Origin of the sequence: Microcoleus sp. LAD1_D3, from assembly GCF_036702135.1 — a bacterium.
In the GTDB taxonomy this organism is placed as follows: domain Bacteria; phylum Cyanobacteriota; class Cyanobacteriia; order Cyanobacteriales; family Microcoleaceae; genus Microcoleus.
Genome location: NZ_JAUBSB010000070.1, coordinates 1 through 22,269, shown reverse-complemented (window position 1 = coordinate 22,269; position 22,269 = coordinate 1). Strand labels below are relative to the sequence as shown.

The 22,269-nt window shown below is 45.7% G+C and carries 18 protein-coding genes and 1 pseudogene; 5 read left to right on the top strand and 14 right to left on the bottom strand.

All coding sequences use genetic code 11. The annotated features are described in order from the left end of the window. Window positions 1–461: 461 nt before the first annotated feature. On the bottom strand, window positions 462–689 hold the full coding sequence (gene xseB, locus QUA74_RS25785) for an exodeoxyribonuclease VII small subunit (protein ID WP_333334729.1): 228 nt from the start codon (window positions 687–689) through the stop codon (window positions 462–464). Then, window positions 686–1,855, bottom strand: a complete 1,170-nt coding sequence (xseA, locus tag QUA74_RS25780; protein ID WP_333334727.1) for an exodeoxyribonuclease VII large subunit — start codon at window positions 1,853–1,855, stop codon at window positions 686–688. The genes xseB and xseA overlap by 4 nt, the downstream gene beginning before the upstream one ends. A gap of 236 nt (window positions 1,856–2,091) precedes the next feature. On the opposite strand from xseA, the gene QUA74_RS25775 reads away from it, so the two are divergent. Next, window positions 2,092–2,826, top strand: coding sequence for a hypothetical protein (locus QUA74_RS25775; RefSeq protein ID WP_333334725.1), 735 nt, complete (start codon window positions 2,092–2,094; stop codon window positions 2,824–2,826). Here the strand turns inward: QUA74_RS25775 and gmk are convergent. The 5 genes and pseudogenes from gmk to QUA74_RS25750 all read right to left on the bottom strand — a co-directional run bounded on the left by gmk (window position 2,823) and on the right by QUA74_RS25750 (window position 10,099). Continuing rightward, window positions 2,823–3,392 (bottom strand): guanylate kinase, encoded by a 570-nt coding sequence (gmk, locus tag QUA74_RS25770; protein ID WP_333334723.1) that lies wholly within the window; start codon window positions 3,390–3,392, stop codon window positions 2,823–2,825. The two genes, QUA74_RS25775 and gmk, sit on opposite strands and share 4 nt — an antisense overlap. Before the next feature lie 78 nt (window positions 3,393–3,470). Further along, complete coding sequence (remA, locus tag QUA74_RS25765; RefSeq protein WP_190659785.1) at window positions 3,471–3,737, bottom strand: extracellular matrix/biofilm regulator RemA; 267 nt, start codon at window positions 3,735–3,737, stop codon at window positions 3,471–3,473. Window positions 3,738–4,944: 1,207 nt separating this feature from the next. Then, on the bottom strand, window positions 4,945–7,047 hold the full coding sequence (locus tag QUA74_RS25760) for a M3 family metallopeptidase (protein ID WP_333334721.1): 2,103 nt from the start codon (window positions 7,045–7,047) through the stop codon (window positions 4,945–4,947). A 194-nt stretch (window positions 7,048–7,241) separates the two neighbouring features. After that, window positions 7,242–8,078 (bottom strand): hypothetical protein, encoded by an 837-nt coding sequence (locus tag QUA74_RS25755; protein WP_333334719.1) that lies wholly within the window; start codon window positions 8,076–8,078, stop codon window positions 7,242–7,244. 837 nt (window positions 8,079–8,915) lie between these two features. After that, window positions 8,916–10,099: pseudogene (locus QUA74_RS25750) on the bottom strand (NB-ARC domain-containing protein). A gap of 243 nt (window positions 10,100–10,342) precedes the next feature. Between QUA74_RS25750 and QUA74_RS25745 the strand changes: the two are divergent. Further along, window positions 10,343–10,831, top strand: coding sequence for a hypothetical protein (locus tag QUA74_RS25745; RefSeq protein WP_333334717.1), 489 nt, complete (start codon window positions 10,343–10,345; stop codon window positions 10,829–10,831). A 343-nt stretch (window positions 10,832–11,174) separates the two neighbouring features. On the opposite strand, the gene QUA74_RS25740 is transcribed toward QUA74_RS25745, so the two are convergent. Together QUA74_RS25740 and QUA74_RS25735 are read right to left on the bottom strand one after the other, a co-directional pair. After that, on the bottom strand, window positions 11,175–11,615 hold the full coding sequence (locus QUA74_RS25740; protein ID WP_333334715.1) for a type II toxin-antitoxin system VapC family toxin: 441 nt from the start codon (window positions 11,613–11,615) through the stop codon (window positions 11,175–11,177). Further along, the gene (locus QUA74_RS25735) at window positions 11,615–11,887 is read right to left on the bottom strand and encodes a hypothetical protein (RefSeq protein WP_333334713.1); all 273 of its coding nucleotides are present in this window, start codon (window positions 11,885–11,887) and stop codon (window positions 11,615–11,617) included. The genes QUA74_RS25740 and QUA74_RS25735 overlap by 1 nt, the downstream gene beginning before the upstream one ends. 397 nt (window positions 11,888–12,284) lie before the next feature. Between QUA74_RS25735 and QUA74_RS25730 the strand changes: the two genes are divergently transcribed. Further along, entirely contained in the window at window positions 12,285–12,560 is a 276-nt protein-coding gene (locus QUA74_RS25730) for a BrnT family toxin (RefSeq protein WP_333334712.1), read from the top strand. Further along, window positions 12,544–12,756 (top strand): hypothetical protein, encoded by a 213-nt coding sequence (locus QUA74_RS25725; RefSeq protein WP_106147613.1) that lies wholly within the window; start codon window positions 12,544–12,546, stop codon window positions 12,754–12,756. Before QUA74_RS25730 ends, QUA74_RS25725 begins: the two co-directional genes overlap by 17 nt. A 249-nt stretch (window positions 12,757–13,005) precedes the next feature. On the opposite strand, the gene QUA74_RS25720 is transcribed toward QUA74_RS25725, so the two are convergent. The 5 genes from QUA74_RS25720 to QUA74_RS25700 all read right to left on the bottom strand — a co-directional run bounded on the left by QUA74_RS25720 (window position 13,006) and on the right by QUA74_RS25700 (window position 18,681). Beyond that, a complete protein-coding gene (locus QUA74_RS25720; RefSeq protein ID WP_333334710.1) occupies window positions 13,006–13,287 on the bottom strand; it encodes a TIGR03792 family protein in 282 nt (93 codons plus the stop codon). A gap of 26 nt (window positions 13,288–13,313) precedes the next feature. Continuing rightward, window positions 13,314–15,524 carry a PAS domain S-box protein gene (locus QUA74_RS25715; RefSeq protein WP_333334708.1) on the bottom strand — a complete coding sequence of 737 codons (2,211 nt, stop codon included), beginning with the start codon at window positions 15,522–15,524 and terminating at the stop codon, window positions 13,314–13,316. A gap of 327 nt (window positions 15,525–15,851) precedes the next feature. Next, entirely contained in the window at window positions 15,852–17,060 is a 1,209-nt protein-coding gene (locus tag QUA74_RS25710) for an AAA family ATPase (RefSeq protein ID WP_333334706.1), read from the bottom strand. A 70-nt stretch (window positions 17,061–17,130) separates the two neighbouring features. Beyond that, a complete protein-coding gene (locus tag QUA74_RS25705; protein WP_333334704.1) occupies window positions 17,131–17,676 on the bottom strand; it encodes an RNA 2'-phosphotransferase in 546 nt (181 codons plus the stop codon). A 321-nt stretch (window positions 17,677–17,997) separates the two neighbouring features. After that, window positions 17,998–18,681, bottom strand: coding sequence for a methyltransferase domain-containing protein (locus QUA74_RS25700; protein WP_333334702.1), 684 nt, complete (start codon window positions 18,679–18,681; stop codon window positions 17,998–18,000). A 513-nt stretch (window positions 18,682–19,194) separates the two neighbouring features. Between QUA74_RS25700 and QUA74_RS25695 the strand changes: the two genes are divergently transcribed. After that, a complete protein-coding gene (locus QUA74_RS25695) occupies window positions 19,195–22,065 on the top strand; it encodes a diguanylate cyclase domain-containing protein (protein ID WP_333334700.1) in 2,871 nt (956 codons plus the stop codon). Window positions 22,066–22,269 lie beyond the last annotated feature (204 nt).

Below are 22,269 nucleotides of genomic sequence, written 5' to 3'. Positions count from 1 at the left end.
AATCTATGTCTGTTGACATAGACTCAATGCTTCTTGAAATTGACTTGTCTCACCCTACTGAATTTCTCGCTCCAACATAGTATCGCAGAACAGGCTAGTATTTTTTCTAATATTCATCTAAGGATAGCCGAGACGCTTGCCGATAGTATTGAGACGGACTCATTCATTAACCAGTTCGGTGGTCTGTGCGTGTCTGTGTTCATGGATGGTACAGCTTAAGTAGGTGGTGTAAAACCCAACTATATAAACGATGGTAAAGTATCCTTAGCCCTAAGCGCGGCTGACTGAGCAATGTTTACATACAGTTACATGGTTCAGTTTAATCCCGCCTACTTACTTAGTATCATGAGTTTAACACTCCTCATAGCGAGGACTTTCGCTATGAGACAGGGAATTAATTCCCTGTCGGACTTTCGGCAAAACGCGCTATTTCATCCACATTGATCCGAGTTTATCTCCAGTTAAAAATCGGGTTCTGTGGCTAAAAGCTCGATCGACAAATCCATCTGTTCCTTCCCCCGCGCCAAAAAGCTTTCGCACTCCTGCAAACACTCGACAGCCACCCCAAACTGCTCGAAAACCTCCTCTAGAGGCAACTCTCCCGATTCCACCCGATCGATAATCGCTTCAATTCTATCGACCGTTTCCTCATAATTCCAGTCAGACTGGCGCAACTGCGAATCAATCATAACTTTTCTTCCGCATCCAATACTTCTACAATCTTAACTTTCAGCAGGCCCCGACTCAACCTCACAGTCAATTCCTCTCCCAATTCCAAACCCTCAGTTGTGCGGACGATCGTACCCTCACTTTGGATTACCGCCGCATAACCCCTTTGCAAAACCGCAGCCGGATTCAGTGCGGATAACTTTTCTTGCAATACCTCCAGTTTACCAGTTGCTTGCCGCAAAGTTCGGGATGTCGCAGGCAAACGTTTTAATCGATTTTGTAACAGTTGCAAATGCTCTTCTTCTGTCTGAAATCTTGCCCGCACAGCGTTTGCTAAATTGACCATTCGCTGCTTGTGTTCAAAGTAAAGATCGGCCAAAATTGGTACAGCTTGAGCGGCCGCCGCAGTGGGAGTGTGGGCTCGTTTATCTGCTACTAAATCGGCGAGAGATTCGTCTCTTTCGTGTCCGATACCTGTAATAATTGGAATCGCACAATTCGCGATCGCCCTGACAACTCTCTCATCATTAAAACAAGCCAAATCTTCCGCAGAACCGCCGCCCCGCCCTAACACGATCACATCCGCCCTACCGTCCAATTCTACGCGGGCGATCGCCCTAGCAATGGCAGCAGCAGCCAATTCTCCCTGCACTCCTGTCGGCGACAGCAACACCCGCAAACCCGGATATCTTTGGGCTAGAGTGCGCTGAATGTCTCCCCAAGCAGCGCCGGTATCGGATGTCACCACGGCCACAATTTGCGGGTGTGCCGGAATCGGGCGCTTTCTGGCGGGATCGAAGAAACCCTCAGCATCCAAGCGCGATCGCAATTGCTGCAACCGCAAAGCCTGCAATCCTGCGCCAGCCGGTAGCGATTGCACAACAGTCAACTGGTACTCGCCGCGATTTTTGTAAACCCGGATGCTTCCCAAAACCAGCAACTGTTCCCCTTTGGCGGGCATTTGCACCAATTTCTGCCGCAGAGAATTCCACACCACGCAGCGAATAGCAGCGCTTTTGTCGGTGTCGCACAGAGTGAAAAAGCAGCCGCTGGGGTGGTGCGAAACGTTCGACACCTCGCCTGTCAGCCAAACTGATTGCAGGTTGCGATCGCCCTCCAACAAGTCTTGCAGGTAAGATGTTAGTCCGGCAACAGATAAAGCTGTATCGGGAAGAATTGAAGTCATCCTATTTTAGATTTTAGATTGTAGATTTTAGATTTAGGCTACTATCAATACTTCGGACAGTGTGTGATTGCCAAGCGTAAAATAAGGGTTTCAGGGCGATTGCAGAATCGACTTCCTAACGGAAAATCAAGGGTTTCCGACTAGGATCTCAAAATAGTCCGGACTATTGTAGTATATCTAAGGTAATTTATTTGTAGGCTGAGCCGGCGATCGTAAATTTAACTGCAAACAAACTAATGATATCAGATACAATGACTTCGATGAATGTGCTGCGCCAAGAGGCTGCGGCGATCGGCATTACTGAGGAAGAAGCCAGAAAATATGGCGACCTCCGACATAAAAGAACTTGGTCTTTGGCGATCGAACATCACCTCTCAATGCAAGATTTTGCCGATCGCATAGAAGAATCCTTCACAACTTCCGAACCCGATTCCTCCAGCGCACTCAACCACTCTCAGACTGCCGAGTCGAAAGACTATGGTATTCAGCTAACGGCGAACCTAGGCGAATCGAGAGTAACCAGGGACAACCAAACAGCCTCTCTTGCTTCGCCACAACAGCAAGCAGTAGCAATCGGGCGATCGCACGGTAATTCCGACCACCGCAGCGACCAAAACCGAGGTTTTAAACAAGTAGTTCAAAATCATATTAAAGCATTAACAATTGCATCCGCCTCCCGCACAAATCTGCCCTATTCACAACTGGGCAATTGGGTTTGTCCTGAGTGTGGGCCGGAGGGCGAATTGGATTGTTACCTTTGTGCCGGAGAAGGCAATGTAAGGGACATTGCAGCTATTGGCTGGACGCTAGCTTATATGGAAATGTTGGGCTGTTCTGCTCGCGAAATTGAACCGTTGAGAAAAATTTCGCCTTCATCTAATATTCTGGAATTGAATTTAAAAGTTTGTGTTGCTATTAAACAAAGTAGCGAAGTTTTAGCCAGGACGGAGAAATGGGTAATTAGTCATTAGTTACCTGAAAGCTCAACCAAATTAAGTATTGATTCTAGCTTTTTCAAAGCAACTTCCAAATCCTCATTGACAACTTGGAAATCGAATTCCCCCGCAGCTTCAATTTCCTCTTTAGCCCGCACCAACCGACGGGCGATCGCACTTTCGGAATCTTGACCCCGACTCCGCAGGCGCCGTTCCAATTCTTCCCAAGAAGGAGGTAAAATAAAAATTCGCAGCGCCTCTGGAAAATTATTCCTAATTTGCCTAGCTCCTTCCAACTCAATTTCGAGGATTACCCATTTTCCCTCACCAATTCCTTGCTTGAGACCAAAATAAGGAGTACCGTAAAAATTACCGGCAAACTCGGCCCATTCCGCCAACTCTCCAGCCTCAACCATTTGTTCAAAGCGGCTGCGGCTGACAAAATAGTAGTGCTGTCCCTCAATTTCTCCCTCACGGGGCGATCGAGTTGTCACCGATACCGAAAGATATAATTCGGAATGGCGATTGAGGAGCGATCGTACTAAGGTGCCTTTCCCCACACCGCTAGGCCCCGTCAGAACAATTAATTTACCAGATTTCATTTTTAGAAGAGAAACGTGTAACAATTTAAGTTTCTGCTTACTCTAAACTGTAAGCGCTCAAATTGCAACTAACAAACCTCAATCATCCCGACTTTGACCGTCTTTGCTGATCACAAAACGATTAGCAACCGTTTCCGGCTGAATCGCCGAGAGGATGACGTGACTCGAATCTGTAATAATTACCGCTCTCGTGCGGCGGCCGTAAGTAGCGTCAACCAGTTGTCCCCGCTCCCGCGCATCAGTAATAATTCGCTTAATTGGCGCTGACTCGGGACTTACAATGGCAATCACTCGATTAGCAGACACAATGTTACCAAAACCGATATTAATTAATTGAATATCCATGAAAATCTTAATCTGTAGGTGAACGATGGACTATTAACCCTTACTTTTTATCATATAATATACAAAAATTTTTTTGAGAATTATCAAATTAATTCCCAATAAGTTTTTTAGTTTTTACCTAAAATTTTTACCCTTTTGACGCCGAGTACCCCGTTCTTTATCAAAAATTTAAAAAAGACTCGCTGTTGCCGCTCTATCTTAAAGATTTGGTAAAAGCGTCGATTTTGAGTTGCAAATAAAAGCATTCGCTGTATCGAAAAAATAGCCCGTAAATGTTGCGAAATATAAAGTTAATTTCCGGGACAGGGAAAGTTAAGTATAATTAGTGTTAAATGACAAAAAATATTCGCAAATGCTGCTTGGATGAGCCTTCAACCTAAACTAAAAGCTGCTGGCGATCGCACTTTCTGCCCGATTTTTCACAAAAATAGGACTAAGGCCAAGTGGCACAAAGGTATGTAGTTGCGCTTCAGCGCTCTTTCCTAAGCTAAGGAATGAAAAATAAATAACTTGCACAATTAAACCCCAGAAGCCTTGATCCAAGGAAAACTATTGCTCTATTAGTCACCTTATTTATTTTTTATTCCTTAAGAGCGCTGAAGCGCCACTACATACCTAAAATTTAACCCCTATTTGTGACAGTTGGGCTGAGTCCTAAAAAATATTCGGGATGATGTGCCAAACTACAGAGGTTTCTGGCATCCTGTTAGACAATAAAATTGGTTTGTAGTTAGGAACACAAGTTCTATTAATACTAATAAAATAAGTGCTGCTACACTTATCAATTTTATAACAATTATGAAAATTTACCTAGTCTCGCGCCGGAAATGGCAGTGCCGTTTCCCTACAAATGGTCGCAGAATTATAGCTAGCAATAATTGTGGGAATTAGTATAAAAATCTGAGCGCTTTAGTTTTTACTACAAACATTTTGAATTCAGCACAAGTTAGGCAAAAAGTGGTTTTACGCATGATATGAATTCCTGTTGCATTGGAATGAAATGATTAAACCGCAGAGAGCACAGAGAACAGAGAGATATAATTCCGATGCTACCGGATTTGATATGTATTATAGCGGTAAGACTTCATCCACACCGCACCCTATACATACAGGATATGTGCAAATCTTGTTTAACAAAAAACAGGGATTAATGCAGATAAATTCATCCGCATTAATCCCCAGTTATTCCACAGTAGATTAAGCCAGATTAAGCCGCAACTAAACCGCTGTGTCTCAACAAAGCTTTAGTGCTCGGTTCGCGTCCCCGGAAAGTTTTAAACACTTCCATCGGGTGCAAACTCCCGCCCAATCCTAATACTGTATCTCGGAAGCGCTTACCTGTAGAGGCGATCGCACTTTCATCTTCCAAACCCGCTTCCTCAAACGCCGCAAAAGCATCAGCGCTGAGAACTTCCGCCCATTTATAACTGTAATACCCCGCCGCATAGCCGCCCGCAAAAATGTGTCCGAAAGCGCACAAAAATGCGTCTTCTTCCAGAGGAGGCAAAACAGTCGTAGTTTTAGCGATACGGTTGCGGACATCTGCCACAGTTTCGCTGCCGCCCGATCGATAGCGGTGGTGCAATTCAATGTCAACGCTGCTAAAATGTACTTGCCTGAGCATGACGGTGCCACTCATGTAGTGGCGCGCTGCTAACAGTTTTTGGTAGTAGTGTTCCGGCAAAGTTTCCCCGGTTTCGTAATGCTTTGCCATCCCGAACAAAGTCGCGCGATCGTAACACCAATTTTCCATAAATTGACTGGGCAATTCCACCGCATCCCACTCAACATTATTGATGCCCGAAGCCCCCGGATAGTCAACCGTTGTCAGCATATGCTGCAAACCGTGACCGAATTCGTGAAACAAAGTTTCGACTTCCAAGAAAGTCATTAAACTCGGTTTGCCGTCAACAGGAGGACTTTGGTTGCACACCAAATAAGCCACCGGCAACCGCGTAGTTGTTTTTCCCGCTTCCACAAATTTAGCGCGCACCACGCACTCGTCCATCCAAGCACCGCCGCGCTTTTCCTCGGGGCGGCTGTAGGGGTCTAAATAGAAATTGGCGATCGTATTTCCTGCTTCATCATCTATTTGGAAATAGCGCACATCTTTGTGCCACACAGGAGTTTGACCGTCCGCCGCAGTTACTGTCACGCCGAACAGCCGTTTTACTAATCCAAATAACCCCTCTAATACCTGTGGCAAAGCAAAATAAGGTCGCAATTCTTCGGCACTAAAAGCAAACTTTTCTTCCCTGCGCCGTTCCGACCAAAAACCAATATCCCAGTGCTTCAAATCCCCAGCTTCCGCCGCGCCTTTTTCGGCAGCAAAAGCTTTCAATTCTTCTAAATCTTTGACAGCAGCATCATAACTAGCCTGACGCAATTCTTCTAACAAAGCTTCCACTGCTGTAACGTCGGGAGCCATTTTGCTCGCCAAGCTCAATTCGGCATAACTGCTAAACCCCAGCAAAGCAGCTTTTTCCTGGCGCAAAGCCAAAATGCGATCGGTCAACGGCCAGTTATTCAATTCTCCGCTACTTGCTCTGCCGATAAAAGCTTTGTACAACTTTTCGCGCAAGTCGCGGCGGGTGCTGTGCTGCATGAAAGGGCCGTAACTCGGAAAGTCTAAAGTAATCCGCCAAGGGCCGTTTTCGGCATCCGCATTTTCTTCGCCCGCGCTGCGAGCGGCTTGAGCTGCTAAACTCAACAAACTCGGTGGCAAACCGTCAATTTCATCTTTGTTTGTGAGGGTGATGCTGAATGCTTTGGTAGCGTCGAGGACGTGATTGGAAAATTGGGTAGTAATTTCCGCCAATTCTAATTGAATGGCATTAAAACGCTCTTTTTGCTCGCCTTCTAAACCGACGCCGGAGAGTTGGGCGTCTCGGACAGCGGCTTCGACAATTCGCTTTTGAGCTGACTCTAAGCTGTCCCAATTTTCGCTAGCCCGCAGCGCTTTAAAAGCTTCATAAAGCGGTTTGCTTTGACTGAGCTTGCTCCAAAATTTTACTACTTCCGGCTGCACTGTTTCGTGAGCCGATCGCAGTTCCGGGCTATTTTTCACGCCCATCAAATGTCCGACAATGCTCCAGCTCCAATTTAAACGCTCTCCGAGTCGCTGCAATGGTTCTACTAAGCCGCTCCAAGTCGGCTCTACAGACGATTCTAAGTCAGCTAGCGAGGCTTCTAGTTCGGTCAGCAGTTGGGTAACAGCGGGGACTACGTGTTCTGGTTTGATCGCGTCAAATGGGGGCAATCCTTGACCGATTAGTAACGGGTTATCAGCAATAGTTACGGTTGCAGTCATTTAATTTTCTTGTAACAGGTTGAAAACAAGTGAACTAGACAGATTAGCTTTTCATTTTGTAACACAGTTGTCCAAAAATTTGGACTCGATCGGGCGACAGTCGGAGAGTGTCTGAGTGTCTCAGTGTCCGAGGGAAAAAATCTTCCTTCTGACTGATGACTAATGACTGATGACTAATGACTGCTGACTAATGACTACTGACGGTTCTCTGCTGTGTGCTGCAACTCCTTGACAACCGTGATTAAGCGCTTGAGGTGAGGTTTGACAACTTCTTGCTGCTCGTGTTCCAAACGGTGGATTTGAGCTTGGACTATCGACAAATCCGCAGTTGATTGGTGCGCGGGAACTTGCAGTTGGCTTTGCAAATTGGCCATGACTTTCTGGATTTCCAAAAATCGAGTATTTACTACTTCCCAATCGTCTCTGGTGATAGAAGTTTCTACCAAGCCTTGCGTCGCGCTTTGCAGTTGTTCTATAGCCTGTTCCACAGCTTGGAGATTCGCCTGTTGGCCAACCGATAAATCTTGCAGTTGTTCGCTCACCTGCTGGCGGACATCGAGCACAGCAGACGCTACGATTTCTTGCAAAGAAGCTACCGACTCTCCTAAACTCAGCAACTGCCGCTGGATGTTGATCGACTCCTCAACAGCCTCATGCCTAGGCAGTGCAGCCATTTGCTGGCGCAGCGCTGCAATATCTGCTGACAACTGCTTGCGTAATTTAACAATTACCGTCACGGCCGTTTTTTCGACCTTATTTACAGACTTTTGGACTTGGGCCATTTCCGAATTTTGATGCACCCGCACTTGCTGCTCGAATCGATACCGGTTAGCAACATTCAGCGACAAAGCCAAAGTTAGGGGAGCCACCCCGTAAAAAGCTTGACCCGACACTGCCACCGCCAGGGAACCCACACCAGAGGCCGCCAGAGAGGCGTACTCTGCCAGCTCGAGCCAGTGCCTTTGAGGAAAACTTGGTCTCAAGTGGTTTGCAACAGAGGGTTTTGGCTTCCGCACGGCTCTTTGGGTCATAGTATTTGCTCGTTGTTGGTAAGGTTGCGCGACTGGGTGGAGCATCGATTTCTATCCTTTTTTCAGTTATATGTTTTAGATTATTTCTTGGCACTCTTCTATTTTTACCTTTGTGAGTAAGTTAAGGATGACTGCCATATTATTATGTATTTGGGAGCCTGTGACGATCGCCCCTAATTCCGGCTGTTAAAAGGTTCGCCCCAACGCGCCCTCTATTTTACAGGAGTTAGCGCCATCGGGTTCGGGCGATCGACAATAGCTGCCCGGGCTAACCGAAAAATGCCTAAGACTATTTTAGAGTTTAGATTTTAGATTAAAAGTTAAAAAAATGCGACCTACTGAGCGCGATCAGGATTTGGAGCGTGTCTGGAGTTGCCTTTTTGTTCGCGCATTGGTATAAAATTTACACTTTCTCAATTGCCCCTCTCAAATTTACTGCAAAAATTGACCAATGAACTCAGAAAAACGCGGAATTGGCGATCGGCTAAAGTCTATTTTCAGTATCGCCATCTTTATCATTCTCATACTAGGAGTAGGCTTTTTAAGCGTTAATTTTATTTCAGCTCTCTATGCAAAATTTTCTTAAAATTAGGATTTACGCATGGGGTTCATAAACCTGGTTTTTTTACAAAAATACTTCGTCGCAGCCCGCAGACTCGGTAAAAAACCCGGTTTCTTTGGTATTTATGCGTCCCGGACTAATTTGGTTATAACTGAGATGTTGCACCATTGTCAATAAGCTTTTTAGGAACAGGCTTTTCGGCCTGTTCCACAAGAAAATTCACTCTTTGTGGAACAGGCATATTGCCTGTTCTTGAGAATAGTGCAAGATGTGAGTTATAACCCTTTGATATATTGCTTCAGTACAGGTGGCAAAGTGTAAAGACTTTCCTGTTTTTCGATCAAACAGCTATTAATAAGTCATTCGCGCCGATTCCCAACTCTTGAATCAGAGTCGCCACGCTTTTTAACCAGAAGGGGTTGCCTTGGTAGCCCTGAATGAGTGTTTCCCAGTTGTCTAGTTCTGCTAATCCTTTATTTCTGAGTATTTCCCGTGCGGCCGCGGTGTCTAAACCAGTGAGTTGTAAGGTACGAATGGGAGTATTTTCGCTTGTGAGTTGAGGAACTTCTTTCGGTGGTTCCCAACCGATTAGCAGAAAGCAACTTTGATGGGATAATTTTTCTATCTGTTTGAATAGGGAGCGATATTCTTCGTATTCTGGTTTATATTTTCCTGCCAATTCGCCGCTACAGAAAAGGTTGTGAACGTCATCTAAGACTACTAAACAGCGATGGCTTTGTAAATACTTAATCAGCGGTAAGCGTTTCTGGTTTGTTAGGGATGAATCTAGATTTTCGGAATTGGAAAAAAGCTGTATTAGGTTAGATTGAAATTTATCGATGGTGGGGAATTCGTCTAGTGTGAACCAAGCTGCGTATTCAAACTCGTCTTTGATTTGTTGTACGAGTTGTACTGCTAGGGATGTTTTGCCGATACCGAGTCGGCCGGTGATGGTGATGAGGCGGCAGTTTTGTTGTAGAATCCAGGTTGTGAGGGTGTTAAGAGAGGGGGTGCGATCGAAGAAATTACCTAACTCCGGCATTTCGCTTAAATCTTGATGCAAAGTTTTGGTTTGTTTTGGATTAGATGTTTCCTGATTTGGTGGCTGTGAGTTTGGAATATCTGGCGGGTCTCTGTTTTCTCCACAAAAATTAACGAAGCCTATTTGCACAGAGTCTTGTGCAGAATGTGAAACTATCGAGACTTGCAACCTCTCCATTGCCGATCGTAAATTTGATTTACTGATATCTTCTCCCAACTCTTCTGAAAGTATTTGCCACAATTCCGATCCCACTTTCCGAACACTACTTTCCGAACAATCAAAGTCTTTGGCTATGTGCTTGTATGTCTCACGTTCTAGAGTCCCCCGGAGTACCGCTGCTTGTAAATCGTCAAGGTGTTGACCCGTTTTCTCAAAGATTATGCGATCGGCGAGATTTAACATTTCTTTAAGATTCATCGGATCGAGGGATGTGAGAGCTGTGTGTATTATAGCTCACCTTTGTCTGCTTTTGAGAACTTTTTTGTACATTTTTCTACACAAATAGATCGAAGAGAGTGAAACTGGGGAAATTTTGTATACTAAATTGAACATTTTTTTACTAAATCAATCCCTGATTTATAATACCATAGAAGAAGTAATAAGGAGCAAAGCAGAGACTAACTGCTTGCCATTTTATACCTTTTCGCCTACTAAATAACTATGAAATCGAAGTTGGTTCTAAAAGCTTACCTTACAGCAGGTATCTCAATTCTCAGCATTATTCCAGCCTCAATTGCTTATGCTGGCAATGGTGTTCCTGACTACATCATCGAGTATCAAGGAAAGCCAGCTATTGCAGTCTTTGAAGATGTTAAACAGTCCTATGCACTTGGTTGCCCACGCTTCAGAAATCTTTGGAGTCGAGTTCCTGTTCAACGGACTGTTAATTCTACTTTGTTTAACCAGATTATGAGTGTTAATCCTGTAGTCGCTGACATCCCTTGTAATGGTTCAGTCGATCCATATGCCCCAGCGGGTGAACCTGGTGCATTGGTAATTCGTCATCGTGACGGTCAATATTATAGGCATTACGTTAATAGCATTGAGTTTGTAACAGCGGTTGGCGGTGGAGACTCGATTAAAATCGGTAGAGAGGAATTCTACAACCGCTTCCCAAATCGCGGTACTGATTTCCGTTTAAAAAGATAGGCATTAAACACTTGCTGTTATATGCCTGTGGTGTCAGCAGTGACTCCGACTTAAAAAAACTTGGGGGAGCTACTAAAGTTGAGAACTTGCCAAAGGGCGATCAGGCTGGTACTCAGAGAAGCTGGCAGGGAACTTGTCCTGATAGAGTCTAAACTATTTTTTCAACCCGGAGCGATCGCCCTTTCTTGTTTCTGATGATCCATAGACTAAAATAAAAGAGCGATCGCCCTTACTATTTTTTCAGCCCGGTGCGATCGCCCTTTCTTTTTTCAGATGACCGATCGCCTAAAATGAAAGAACGATCGCATGAAACCAATGCAGCAATTATCTGTTGTCAATTGCATTACGGCTCCATCTCTGGCATTTCTCCACCAACAGCTACCCACCCCACATCACAGCGAGTTGCCGCTTCCGCCAAGCGATTATCAAGAGTTGCGATCGGCAATTCCAATCGTAGTGCTAACTCCAAATAAGCTGCATCATAAGCACCTAAACCTTCTTGTCTTCCTAGCACCAGAGTTGACGATAGTGCGCTGCTATCCGTGGCTTCGTCAACCTGAATTAAAAGTGATTGTAACAAAGCAATAGCTATCTCAGATTGCTCGGTTGTCATGCGGTTGCGTCGCTCGGCAACCAGGAGAGTATTAGCAACTTCTAGTGACCAGATGCCTGGTACAAATGCTTCGCAATCTGGCATCATCGCGAGTATAGCATTGGCATAATCGTTATCTTCATCGACTAAGCACGAACTAATGACTACAGAACAATCCAATACAAACTGCATTAAAACCTGCGCCCTTCTTCAATCATGGAACGGATTGAGCTTTTATCCAAGGCAATTTCTTGCCGCAGTTGTAGCATTCCCGCAATTGCTGCTTGAATTGATTTTTTAGTAGTCTGTTTTCCCCAAGCGTTATACTTCGGTTTAATTTCCTCTGATGGTATACTCTGTACAACTACTACCACTTCAACAGAAGTATCTTTAAACTCAGTGGGCATTTGGAGAAGCAATATGCCATCGGTTCCAATATGCGAGATCAGTTTCATTGTTTCCATGTCAGACTCCAGAAACTTTGAGCAATTATAGTTTACCTCAAAACTGTTCAGCAAAGCAAATACTAAACAGTGCAAGGCTTGCACAGATAGCGATCGCCCTTTCTTGTTTCTGATGACTGATCGCGTAAAATGAAAGAGCGATCGCCCCTCACACCAAATACCAAACACTGCGATGATTGTACGGGCGGCGATCGCCCGATCGAGGTGAAGGTATTCCAGCCGAGAAAGCCATGACAGCGCTACAGCAGCAGTTCAACATTCCTCAGAGTCTATGAGTTCCTAGAAGTCAGTCACAGTGACATTTTTGATTTTCGCCATTTTGCCCTAAATAGTAAAATAGAGCAGTAAGCTAGGCAATTGCCAACCTCCCTCTTCTGCTTGAGAGTACAATAGATCTATGAAGTTTCAGTGGGACTCAAACAAAGCGATTAGTAATGCCAAAAAGCATGGTGTGTCTTTTGAAGAAGCTGTCACTGTCTTCGGAGATCCACTGGCTATTACAATTTCTGACCCTAACCACTCTGTAGGTGAGTTCCGTCTTTTAACGATCGGTCAGTCAAATTTACAGCGCCTTTTTGTTGTGTCCCATGCAGAACGAGAAGGTGAAGTGCGTTTAATCAGCGCCCGTTTAGCCACCCGACAAGAGAGAAAAAGCTATGAGTCAGGAACCTGAAGTAACAATTAATGACGAGATGAGACCTGAATACGATTTTTCAGGTGGTGTCCGTGGCAAATACTATGAAGCCTATATGAAATCAAGTAATGTTGTGATTCTCGATCCAGACGTAGCAGAAATATTTCGAGACTCAGCTTCTGTCAATGAAGCGTTGCGATTGCTGGCAAAAATTGCCAAGTCTGTCACTGTCTAGGTAGCGCACACCGCACAACAAATCAGATCCGAAAGTTTCCAGGTTATCTGTGGTTGCATAGGTGGAAAGCAAGGGGTGGCCCGATCGCCCCTAACAGCAAATACCAAACACTGCAATGATTTTACCGAGAGCGATCGCCCTTCACACCAAATACCAAGTCGATGTCTGCGGTACAATCAAGGTAAAACTCATGATTAATCTTTCAAAAATTAACACGCTCAACTGACTGCTGACTAACTAATGCAAAAACTAGCGAACTTGATATTCGCGACTTTCGGCGATCGCAATTTGCAAATCGCCCATTTTGGCATCCAACTCATCGATTGTGCTTTGTGGCACCGACTTCCACTTCTCCCTAGTTTCCCAGCGAATCAACATCACCACCTCATTTTCCACCGGATCTACCCAAATTTCTTTGCCTAAAAAACCGTCCCAACTTTTTAGTCCCGCCGTCCAAACTTCCTGATCTCTCTGAATAAACTGCTCCCACTTTTCTTGAGGTACTTTAAATTTGAGCCACTCAATTACCATCTTATTTCCTATTTGTAAATAGCTAATTAATCTTTGCCGATCGCAATTTTAATGATCAACTCAGTTCCCTCTCCCGGACGCGAAACACAGTGCAACTTACCGCCGTGCTTTTCTACTACTAAATGCTGAGATATTGCTAGACCCAAGCCTGTGCTCGTGTCTGGACATTTAGTGGTAAACAAAGGGTCAAAGATGCAGCCGAGGACTTCTTCACTCATCCCAGGGCCGTTGTCACTAATGGCGATCGCAACTTCGTTTTCCCCTACTACGGAGGTGCGAATCCGAATTTCGGGATTGAATATTTTAGAGCCCGACCTGGCTGAAGACAAGTAAGAATGATTTTGCATTTTACCATACTTTTCGGGATTTCTCCCCCCTTCTTCCAAAGCGTCGATCGCATTTGTCAACAAGTGCATGAACACTTGGTTTAAGTGTCCCGCATAGCAGTGAACTCGCGGCAAATCTCCGTACTCTTTAACTAGAGAAATCCCCGGTCGTCCCCCTTTAGCTTGCAGGCGATTTTGCAAGATCAGAACAGTGCTGTCCAAACCTTCGTGGATATCTGCAGGCTTCATTTGGGCTTCGTCGGTACGCGAGAACAAGCGGAGTGATCGCACGACATCGCGAATCCTTTCGGAACCAACTTTCATTGAATTTAGCAGTTTTGGCAAATCTTTTTTGATAAAGTCTAAATCTAATTCTTCCATCAAATCTTGAATTTCCGGCACGGGATGGGGATAATATTTTTGGTAAAGGTCGATCGATCGCAGCAGTTCTTGAATGTAGCCAGTGGCGTGGCTGACATTGCCCGAAATAAAACTAACTGGATTGTTAATTTCGTGCGCGATTCCTGCTACCAACTGCCCCAGAGATGACATCTTTTCTGTTTGAATCAGTTGAGTTTGAGTTTGCTGCAAAATTAACAGCGTATGCTCTAATTTAGCCGCTTGTTGTCGCAGGCGTTCTTCGGATTCTTGCAAAGCAAAAAGAGACTGTTTGCTTTCTGTAATGTCCAATCCCACAAATACCGCCGCCGTATTGTTATGGTATTTTTGAGCTACTATTAGATAAGTTTTATTTTCTCCTCTGATGTTCGCTGTTACTTCTTGAGATGTTTTCTTTTTATGGTTGGCAAAGAAATCGTATACTAAATCGTTAAATTTGGGACTTGTCTCTAAAAAACCTACTTTTTGACCGATAAATAGTTCTGCCGGCATTTTGTAAGCGCTAGCTAAATGTCGGTTTACTCCCAAATAGCGCAAATCTGAACTTACCCAAGAAACTAATCCGGGCACGGCGTCCAAAACGGCTTGAAGTTGCTCTTTTGCCTCTACGAGCGCTGATTCTGCTGCGAGGCGAGCGGAAATGTCGCGGGCGATCGCGCAGCGGTATTCGCAGCCGCCGTATTCTAAATAATTGACTTTAACTTCGACGGAAAAACTGGCGCCGTCTTTGGTTTTGTAGCTGGTTTCAAAAGTGAGGTTGGTTTGCTGCTTGAGTTGAGCCCAGTGTTCGGGCCAAGCCGATGCCGGCAACTGCGAATCGATGTCGCTAACCCTCATGTTTAGCAGTTCCGATTCCGAGTAGCCGAAAAGATGGCAAGCGGCTTTGTTCGCGTAGCAAATTTGACCGTCTGAGGTACTAAAAAAGATTGTATCAGCAGCATTTTCGAGGGCAATTTGAGTTAGTTGTGGTATTGTTTCTAACTGCTTGCTTTTGACCTCGGACTGAAATTTATTAGAGCAATTGGTTTGAGCGGGAGCCTCAGCTATCTTAGATGCAAACAAAATCAAACCGCCGATCGCACCTTCGCTATTTGTCCAAGGCTGAAATACCCATCTTACCGACTCGCTGACAGAGCCGCTTGCGATTTTTCCTGATACAGATGCGATCGATCGCCCTGCCACAAACTCGCTGTATTCCAAAACTCCCGTCAAACAAGCTTGGGCATTTTGCTCCCAATATTCCGGGAGATTCGGGAACAGTTCCCAATGATATCGACCGATCGCCTCGCCGTCGCCCAACCCGCAATCTGTTTCCCAGCGACGAGAAACCGACAGATAGCGCATTTCACAATCTACCATTGCCACGGCCTCGGCGGAGCGCTCCACAAACCGCCGAAATCTGTCTTTACTCTCGGACACGGTTGCCTCTGCGGGTTGTTGCGCGATGGGGAAAGTCCCGTCAACGTACCTTCCCAGTCCCTGACTTTTTTGCTGAACTGGCTTAGTTTGCACGGTTTGGGATTTCCTCCATAGCTGTCAAGTTTGAAAAATTCTGTTTGAGACCAAAAATGCTGTTTTCCCCTGATTTGCTCTCTCGGACGATCCCCTTAGAGGGTATCACCCATCATTGATATCATTTTTGATGGCGATATGTCTATAGGCCTTTGTATCAAATTCCGACCAAAGCTAGTGTCCGCTTGCTGTTTGACGATCAGGCATAGAGCGCGCGCGCGCCCCGAATAATAGTCGCAGGGGACTGGAGTGCTCTGTTTTGTCCCCCGACTATGAGATCGTGTAGCCAGTGCGATCGCCAGATAGCTTGAGAATGCAAGAGAGCGCTCAAACAAATTTGTGCGTAAATTCACTGGTAAAATCCACTCTCCCTTTCCGTAACATTGCAGGATCTAATCTTTCCGTCGTGTTACAAGTCATCAAAACTACGAGTTTTTGCTGAAATTGAATGCCGTGTTCGTCGATGACGCTTTGATACAAAGTTCCATCCAGCAAACTCAAAATGTGTTCAGTTTTGTTAGTGCGTTGTGCCTCGGCAGTCGATCGATCTTGAGCCAAATTATCAGCCTCATTGATAATAATACAAATCCGCTCTAAATAACTCGGTGGCACAAAATTTTCCACAGCATCGTGGTCTAAGATAAAAATTACATAACCCAGCGGCACTAAAATTTCCTTTGCTACCGCTTGCGTCCAAGCAGTTTTGCCCGTACCCGGTTCGCCACTAACCAAAACAGCCAACTGATTTTGATCCAAAATTGCCTGCTGAACTGTATCCGTAAAACTTTGAACCTCCGCAGAAAACGTGCGAATTGGGAACTGGCTGTGAACCTGTCCGACGCGGCTTTTGTACCCCCCCAGAATCACCGCTAAATTGTAAGTTGCCTTGCTAACGAGCGGCGCAATATCTTGGCAAATTAGAGTGTAGCAGCGTCTTCCCCTGTCGTAGCTGTCAATTTGTAGCCAGCAGCCGAATCGAGCCCAAGAAGCATAAACAGTACCCAAAACTTCCAAGCGTTCCCAGCTAACAAACCGCTCCGGAGGATAAGAAAAATGTCGCTCCATAAAAGACTGGGTAATTGCATCCGGCTTTCCTAGCAAATCGAGAACTTTGAAAACAGTAATCTCTTGGAGCTTGTTGAGAACGTAGTCGATGGGAATGCTAGCGCGGCTGACCAATTGCACCACAGGCGTTTCGGTAACTAAAACGTCTTTGTAGCGGTAATCCGGGTAAACTGGCTGCGGAGTAATGTAATCCCAAAATTCATCAATTTCGTAGCGAGTATTTTCCGAAAATACATTTAAAATATTGGCCCACCAAGTATATTGGTGTCGTCCCATTGCGTCGGCAATATCGCTAGCTGCCCCTAAAGTTTTTTGAGCTAGTTCTAAGGGGTCGCTAGACGCTAAATGTACCAGGTGTCCCCAATCAAATTGACGGTAAAAAGGTCGCCAACCAGAGCCTAGCAGACCTCTATTTTGAGAATTGTTTTGATGAAAATTGTTTTCGCGATCGCCCATATCTTCCGCACTCATTTGGCAAAACTCCGACTTACTTTTATTTTACATTTTTTGTGGTACACATTCTACAAAAAAGTGAAAATTATCAACTTATTTTGAGATACGTGGGCGGCACAAAATCTACTAGCCAAACTTTGTTTTCCGAGCAGTAAAATGTATGACCATCACGTTGCATGGCTGCGGCATCTACAGTAAAGACTGCTGGGATGCCATGTCTTGCACCTACTTGGCGCGCCGTCTGGATATTCACGGACAAATGAACGTGATGGCGCGACATTTTCCTAATTCCTTGACTGAGAATAGACTCGACGGCAGTGGTACCTGTTCCGTGATATAAAATATCCGGGGGAACAGCAGGTTCTAACTGCAAGTCAACCTCTACGCTGTGTCCTTGGTTAGCACGAATTAGAGTGCCTGTGGAGTCAAATGAAAAGCGCTGCTTGTCGTTTTGCGCGACTACTTCCTGGAGTTCTGCAAGCTGAACTGGAAAGTTGTTTTTTTGGCAGGCATCGAGGAGTTCGCTAACAGGAATCCAGCCACCGGGAGCGAGTTCAATGCCGATGCGCGAGGGCGCGTGACGCAGGTGTTTGCTGAGATATCGGCTGATTTTTACTAATCGAGAAGGGTTCATAATTTTAATTTATTTATTGAGTTTTTAAATCACATTTTGCAAAATGTCACTAGCGGGTTATATCGTTTGGTGGGGGCGGGTAGAGTGAATCTGTTGGCTCTGCTAGATGACGCTTGACTGAACCTGCCCCTACAGGTTTAGGGAAAATTAAATTTCCTAGTATAAATAAGTTTAGGCGCGACTTCTAGCGGAAAAAGGCGCCTTTAAGTATCTACATAATTAGGTTCTGCCTTGTGAAATTAAAAAATCTTCGGTGTGCGATTTTTAACGAAATTTATCTTTTGATAATTATCACAAACTTTACCTTCGGCCGAATACATTTTACCTTGGGATAAGTCCGCCAAAAACCGCAAAATTTAGATAGCGCCAGTGGCATCCAGCGTCGGCAAAACCAGCTTCTGCAAGCCACTTGGTCTGCTCTTCCACAGAGGAGGGAATATCTTCTTTTAGATAGTTGTGAAACCATGCTGCATGGTCTTCTCCGTTAGCTTTCATGTACTGCCGCCACAACTGTTCGTATTGCTCAGTCAGCCGGGGAGTAGCACCTGTCACAATATCTCGAATTAGCAAGATTCCCCCTGGATTCATCGAGTGGAAAAGTTTGTGAAATAGCTGTTGTTTGCATGCGCTGTCGAGGTGGTGGATTGCCAAGCCTGAAACTACCAAATCGTAACCGCTGCCGAAATCATCTTCGGCAAAGTTTCCTTGGTGCAAGGTCAGCCGTTCTCGGAAAGCGGACAAGTTTGTTTGGCAAATTTTCAGCATATTTTGGGCAATGTCAAAGGCTAGGACATTTGCTTGAGGAAATGCTGACAAAATCATTGCCGACAGTATGCCTGTCCCCGCGCCTAAATCCAGAACTTTTATGTTAGCATTAGTTTTAAAAGGGATTAACTGCAATATTAAATCGTGTTGTTCGCGATAGCGCGGAATGAGGCGGGGAATTAAGCCGTCATAATCAAATGCTCTTTGTTCAAATTGCTCGCGTACCCTGTCTAAATTCACAGACTATTTTCCTCAAGTTGTTAATAGTTGAGTGCGTCAATGCAGTTGGGCGGTTCTATCGTTCGAGGTTATATTACATTTATAATACAAAAAAGGTACAGACCTGTCAAGATGTAGAAGAAAATAATTTAAAAGAAGTTACGCACGATCGCCAGATAGGGACTTCGTGCACCCCAACCCGCCCATGATTTCGGAACTGTCTAGCCCTGCACATATTGTCTTTCAGTGCAGATGAGGCAGAATGCTACAGACCCGAAAGCCTGCCGAAGACGAGACTTTGGGCCAGCTAGCAGGAGTAATTGTGAGAAAAAAGTTGACGGTTATGATACCCGTTTAAAACAAGAATGCAACTCTAGGCGCGTGCTCCCACCATAAATTTATCAGTAATTCCACATAGTAAACTAGAAAATATAAAATATAAAAGGGAATTAGCAAGCAGCCGATGATCGGCTAGATAGGAAAAAATCAGTCCTCAGATTGACAAAATTTAGTCCCCTATAAACAAAAATTGATGTGACTCCCGAGTGGATGTGGTGTCTGCCAATTTTTCCGGAAGATGAAGAGATACAAAATATTGCACCCGCCGGCGCGGGAAAGAAAATAGTGATAATGAATCAGGATGCGATTAGATTAGGTGTCAGCCGTCAGGGGAAGATAGAAGCAATGGAAATCCAACAACGGAACAAGGATAAGCCCGCTCGCCAGCAACAAAACGCGCCTGATAGCCCAGGCTATATTTCTACGACAAAAGAACGAGATTCGTTGCTGCAAGAATGTTTAGATTTTAAAATAGCGATCGACCGATCGGCACTTGCGGTGAGGACTGACGCGCGAGGAATTATCAACTATGTCAGCGAACGACTTTGCTCTATTTCCAACTATTCCCAGGCCGAACTAATCGGCAGCCACTTCGGCATCCTCCATTCGGAATATAAATCTTCGGAATTAATCAAAAAGCTGCTATCAACTGTTGCCAAAGGTGAAGTTTGGCAAGGAGATATTAAGAATAAAGCCAAGAATGGAAGTGATTATTGGGTGTACGCAACAGTAGTTCCGCTGTTGGACTCTAAGGGAAAACCCTGTCAGTATTTGGCGATCGGATTTGACATCACCGATCGCAAAGCCGTTGAAGCCACCCAAATCGAAGCCAACCGGGCAAAAGACGAATTTCTGGCGATCGCCTCCCACGAACTGCGATCGCCCCTGAGCGCGATTTTGGGATGGGCGCAGCTAGCTCGATCGCGCAATTTCAACGAAGCCACCACCAGCCGCGCTTTGGAAATCATCGAGCGCAACGCCAAATTACAAAACCGACAAATAGACAATCTCCTCGACCTCTCGCGGCTGCTGCGGGGGAAAGTGTGCCTGAACATCAGCCGAGTTCACCTCCCGTCGATCGTAGAATCTGCGATCGATACCCTCCGTCCCGACGCCGAGGCTAAAAACATCCGCGTAGAAAAACATTTCGACCCCGCCGTCGATTACATTTTGGCAGATGCAGAACGCTTGCAACAAGTAGTATGGAACCTCGTTACCAACGCCATCAAATTCACCCCAGAATCGACAGCATACCCAGTTCAAGTGCGCCTCGATCCTAGTCCGTCCGGCGTCTTGATTCGGGTCAGCGACAGCGGTTGCGGCATCGACCCCAAATTTCAGCCACACATCTTTGACTACTTCCGCCCCGCAGACAGCTTCCAGAGCAAGGAACACCACCGGCTGGGGCTGGGGCTCTCAATTGTGCAGCAGTTAGTGGAACTGCACGGGGGAAGTGTTTGGGCTTCGAGTCCCGGTATCGGTCAGGGGGCCACCTTTGGGGTGCTGCTACCGATTGCCAACAAAAATGCAGCCGATGATCGCACTGCTGCGATCGCCCAAAGTGAAAGCAGACCCGGATCGGTTTCCAAACCCCTAGCGGGAAAGCAAGTCCTGGTGGTGGAAAGCAGCGCCGAGATCCGGAAATTTCTCAAAACTGGCCTGGAAGCATTTGGAGCCAAGGTAACAGCGGTGGGTAGCGCCGCCGAAGCGATGGCCGAGTTGCAACAGTCGCGGCCCGACGTGTTGGTGAGCGATATGACGGTATCGCGAGCCGACGGCGGCGATTTGATCCGCCGCATCAGAGCAATGGAAATTTCCGAGCACAGGGAACTGCTGCCGGCCGTGGCGCTGACCGAAGGCATCGAGGAAGAAGATTCGGCATCGGCGCTGGAGGCGGGGTTTCAGAGGCATTTGTCGAAGCCGGTGGAAGCGAATCAGTTAGTGAGCGCGATCGCCCAATTGGCGGGACTGACTGGATTCGGCGCCGGAGAGTGGGGTTCGGGAAATGTCGGGGCGAGCGGACTCCAGACCCCGCTGCCGGAACCTAACAGTTCTGACGACAAAAATAATGAGGAACTATTAACAACTGACAGCAGAGAATTACCGCTGTTGCTGGTAGTAGAAGACAACAATTTTTTGGTGGCTTACCTCCAAACTTTATTAACTCCGTACTATCGAGTCGCCGTGGCGAGTGACGGGGTTGAAGGTTTAGAAAAAGCCAAAACTTTGCAGCCAAATTTGATTGTGAGCGACCAAGTTATGCCCAGACAAAACGGACTGGATTTGCTTAAGGAGATTCGGAACACGCCAGAATTGAAATCGACTCCGGTAATCTTTTTGACAGCGCGAGCGGGGATGGAAGCTCGGATCGAAAGTTTGGATGCGGGTGCTGATGATTATATTTCAAAGCCTTTTGACGAGAGGGAATTGCTGGCGAGGGTGAGAAATTTGTTGCGATCGCACTCAGCCGAACAGCAGTTGGCGGAGCTCAACCGTCAGTTGCAGCAGCAGAAAAAGCAGTTAGAAACGGTGAATCGAGCCTTGCACTATTTGGCAACTTACGACAGTTTGACTGAGGTAAGAAACCGCCACTCTTTTAATGAATACCTCGAGACGGAATGGCGGCGTTTGGCAAGGGAAGAAGCACCGCTGTCTTTGATTATGTGCGACATTGATTATTTCAAACTTTATAACGACACTTACGGTCACCAAGCGGGGGATGAATGTTTGCGGCAAGTGGCGGCGGTTATCCAACATTCGGTAAAGCGACCGGCAGATTTAGTAGCGCGTTACGGTGGGGAAGAATTTGTAGTAGTTTTGCCGAATACGGATATTGAAGGTGCGACTTGCGTAGCTGAAATGATCGCACAACAGGTGCGGGGTTTGCACATACCTCACGCTAAGTCTGCTGTCAGCGAATACGTGACGCTGAGTTTGGGTGTAGCTTGCTCCATTCCGGCGCCAATATCGCAGCCGGGGGAGCTAATTGCGATCGCCGACGAGTCGCTTTATCGGGCGAAAGAAGCAGGGCGCGATCGGGTTTCGGTTGCCTCATTTCAAGGATAATATAATAGTTAAATCAACTTGTATGGTGTGTCAGAAATCTATTGTTTTGATTTAAACAAATTTTTTGTGTCAGACGCACCATATCAATGTGCTGGCAAACTTGGGTGAATTCAAATTGCTATAAAATACTGGAGTTTAGACTAAAAAACGAGCGCATCTAAAAGTAGCTGCCTTTAAATATCCGGCAAGCTGTTACTCCAAAAC